Annotated in this window: 3 protein-coding genes; 1 reads left to right on the top strand and 2 read right to left on the bottom strand. The window is 57.1% G+C overall.

From position 1 onward, the window contains the following. The first annotated feature begins 693 nt into the window (after nt 1–693). Entirely contained in the window at nt 694–906 is a 213-nt protein-coding gene (locus tag Q0M35_RS17930) for a hypothetical protein (RefSeq protein WP_295317618.1), read from the top strand. 407 nt (nt 907–1313) lie between these two features. Here Q0M35_RS17930 and Q0M35_RS17925 read toward each other — a convergent pair whose 3' ends face one another. Continuing rightward, nucleotides 1314–2561, bottom strand: coding sequence for a hypothetical protein (locus tag Q0M35_RS17925; RefSeq protein ID WP_295317617.1), 1248 nt, complete (start codon nt 2559–2561; stop codon nt 1314–1316). A gap of 791 nt (nt 2562–3352) precedes the next feature. Next, nucleotides 3353–3544 carry a DUF3631 domain-containing protein gene (locus Q0M35_RS18615; RefSeq protein ID WP_366519685.1) on the bottom strand — a complete coding sequence of 64 codons (192 nt, stop codon included), beginning with the start codon at nt 3542–3544 and terminating at the stop codon, nt 3353–3355. Nucleotides 3545–3827: the final 283 nt, after the last annotated feature.

The raw sequence follows: 3827 nt of genomic DNA, 5'->3' as shown, positions 1-3827 counted from the left end.
TACTTGCAATTTTTGATTGATATCAGCATCAATCTACTACTTGCTATTTTTCATGAATAACCTCGGAAATGCCGGAGCTCGTGTCCTCCGGCATTTCTTTTGGTGGTGATTGCTTTCCAACCTCAGCCATCCTGCCCGTAAGGCTCTTCCGGCATTTAAACTGCATCGCTGAAAGTTGCTTTATGATTGGAAGTTATGCAGGTCATATTCAGTGTTTTGGCGTTCTGCTACACGACTGGCCCGCAGCTACTCAAGATGTCTGCTGAGAAGCGTCGCGTTGTCTGAAGCTTGTGATGCTTAAAGGGCATCGGTTGCGCCAACGCACCGGTGCCCTTTTTATTTGGGTTACGAGAGGGGAAGAGAGGCCATGACCAATTTCACCGGATTACCGGCATGGATGCCTTTGGCGATGTGCCGACATCAGAACTCAGAAAATCAGAATATCCTGCCAGCCTTACTTCCGACACACTTTGGACATTTAAATAACCGTGGGGGCCTGATGGGAAAATCAAATGCTGAGAATAATCCGTAAGTTTCTGGAAATGGCCAGTCAAAGTGCTCGCGAGAGAAATAAGCGTAAAATGGTCGAAAACCTCAGAGGTCAGACCGATACTTCATGGTTGCGCGGAAAACGCTGACCGGAACAGCCAGGTCAAAAGCTGATACAGACATGCGCAGAAAAGGAGAGTTTTTATGCAATCTGATTTCTCCAGGGCCACCAGCGGACAACAATTCACAAATCCGGAACCATCCGCGCCATCTTACATCGAAAAGCTTGAAAAACGGCGTATGGCTTTGCTGATTCTGATCATCGCGATAACAACTCACCTTGGCGCGAAATCTATTGGTGGTGGTGCGTTCCCGGTAATGTCTTACTTGACCCCGGAATTGTTTGACTTCTTTTAGGTCTGAGACTGCGCATCCGGCTGGCGCGCGAACAACCGTCAGCCTGTGGTGCGCAACAGCCTGAGGCACCACGCCGAAGATGTAAAAAAACGTTCATCTCGTCAAAGGGCATCGCGTGCGGCAACGCACCAGTGCCCGGTTTTTCACGGTTCGTGAAGAAGCTCTGACAAGTTCAGCGGACCTCACCAGATCGGGCAGAGAACGATCCTTCACCGGTCTTATTGCCGGTTCTGGTCGGCGTAGCGTTGATGTGCCCGATCGCATTCCTTAGTCGTAAGCTCGTGACCGGATCGTGAATTCGGCCTGACCAGACGCAGAGACGACACAAGAGAAGTGATTTTTCTGAGCTTTTCTGCACAGCACCTTAACGTTTTCGGTCGATACCGGTTTAAAACTTCCGGCTGGCTTCAGCCTTTTTTACCACCTTTGCCACCACCTTTGTCGCCGCCCTTGCCCCCGCCTTTCTTGCCGCCCTTGCTTTCGCCGGCACTGCTTCCGCCGCCACCGTCACTACCACTGCTGTCGCTGCTGCTTCCTGTCTCTCCGCCACCGACGCTGTTGCCGCCACCGACGCTGCCTGATGAGGCACTCCCGCTGCCTGCCGCAGCAGTGCCGGCACCTGCACCGGATGTGGTTGCAGAGGCGGACTGACTGCGATCCGGGTAACCTCCGGCCGCGGCGCCACCTCTTTCTGCCTGACTTCCGAAGGCGTTGGATATCCGTTCAAACAGACCGACACTGCGTGGCGCATATGTGGCGCTGGCCGAGCGTGCCACCGCATCAGGCTCCGATGTCCTGCGTGGTGCCGACGCGACTGCAGGAGCCCCCTCTCCGGAGACCCAAAGCTCCAGAAGACCCCTGTCAGGCGACGGAAGATAGCTGGTAAAATCGCGCGCTTCTGCTTCAAAGAGGCCTGCGAGCTGCTCTGCAGCGCCGCGGTCTGCGGCGTGATAATACCGGACATGCGTGGTTGTGATATTAAATGGTGTGGTACCGATCACATCAGCGGAAAACGCGCTGGCGTCAATCCGCGCAACTGCGCGCTGGTAGCGGTCTGGCGAAACATTCTCAGGAATATTCACGACAACGCGAGGTGTTTTGCCCGGATCATCCAAGGCCGTCCATCCATCAAACGCGGACTGCAGCAGGTCCGGGGCAGAGGTACGCACAGGTGGCACCGTAAAGTAAACAGGCTGTGTCAGAACCGGAAGGTCTTCGGCATAGGCGCCCGCCACCTGTCCGGGCGACGGCAGCACGGGGGGCGAGAGTAAAACGGCAGGACGTTCCGGCAAAACATCCGGACTGGTCCGATGCGCGACACCCGCGCCGGCCGGCGCCTGCAGCGCCGCAGAGGCCCTGAAGCTCGCGACATATGTATCCACACCGGGCAGGCTGCCAACCTGCTCAGGTCCGGCAGGCAGGTCCGGCACCGGCAAATTCGGGGCTGAGGCCATGGCAGACAATCGCGCCGGAGAACCGGAAGACGAGACCGGCGAAATCATGGGTGCAATCGTTTCAACGGTGCCTGATGCTACTTTGTCCTGACCAGCGGATCGGGCGTAATATGCCCCGCCGACAGAGAGCACCGCCAGGCAGATGAAAACAGGCCCCGCTGCCCTGGTGGACTTCTGCACGGAATAAGCGGCGTCAGGCACTTCCGCTTTGCTTCCGGCCCCGGCCGCCGGGTCCTGCAAATGTCGAAACACCGACAACCAGCGTGCCGCAGCTCTGTCTCTGCCGTCACCCGGCCGATCCGGCCCTGGCTCATGATCCGGTGCCCGTGCCTGCAAAAATGTGCCGTCCGTACCCTCTTCATCTCTGTCTGACGGTATTTGCAGCGGCGGTGCCGCCACGAAGGTTTTCCGCCGTCCAGCGGGCGCGGCCGCTTTGTCGTTCTGCGAGAGAGCCAGGACGGGCGCGACTGACCCTTTGACAGGACCAGGCTCCAGGGCCGCAGACTTATTGACATGCGCGAGCCCTCGTCCTGTCAGCGGGCTTTTGTCCTGAAGGCTCAGCAAAACCTCTTTCCGCTGAGCCCGCGCAAGGGCCATGCGCAACACTATTCCCCTGTCGGAAGCAGTTTCATCGTCTGAGTGTTTGCCACGGCCCGGCCCGGAGGACCGATGCTCCAGCACGAGTTCACGGCGCGCCCGTGCCTCAGCCACACGGTTTTTCCAGATCCCGGCATCATGTGATTTAGTGCCCGTCGAGGGCGTGCGACCGGCGTCTATTTCATCTCTTTTCGGCACAGCGTCCCCCACAACCCCTTACGAAAAACTCCATTCCATCAGAATTAATGTCTCTGATCATAAATCTCTGCCAATACACACAAACATCCGGAATTGCCGACGGACTGTCAACGATCCTGCAAAACGGGAAGACAGCACAATCGTTTCCGCCGGGATTTCTGAGCCGGGGATATAGCCCCCTTCCGGCGCTCGGCCTGTCACCGGGCAACATGATACCCCGGGGATTTGCGTCCATCCCAGGCACGCACTTCGGCCATACCGGTGAGGGCACCGCGAATGCACTCCGCCCGGTCACCATCAGCTGTATCCGCGACTGCTCGGAAACAACGCGCGTTATCCTGTGTGCGGTCGTTCATTTCCTCCGGCATTTCCGGATCAGCATCAGCCAGCGATATCTCAGCGTCGGATCCCAGCCTGCAATCATACTGCGGACCGCAGGACGTCCCGCTACATGACTGGCCCGCAGCTACTTAAGATGTCTGCTGAGAAGCGTCGGGTTGTCTGAAACTTGTGATACCTGTGAACTCTGTCACACATCGAATCGCCTTCTCGTGGTACATTCCCGTCAGGGAGGACGAACCATGCATACATCCGCATCGAAAATCCGGCAGTTGTACTCAGTATTGTGCGTTACCCTTCGTCATTGTCACCGCATTCAAAGCAAACTCGACG

This window comes from Roseobacter sp., from assembly GCF_024639605.1.
Taxonomy (GTDB): Bacteria; Pseudomonadota; Alphaproteobacteria; order Rhodobacterales; family Rhodobacteraceae; genus Roseobacter.
This window is presented reverse-complemented; position numbering and strand designations above follow the sequence as displayed.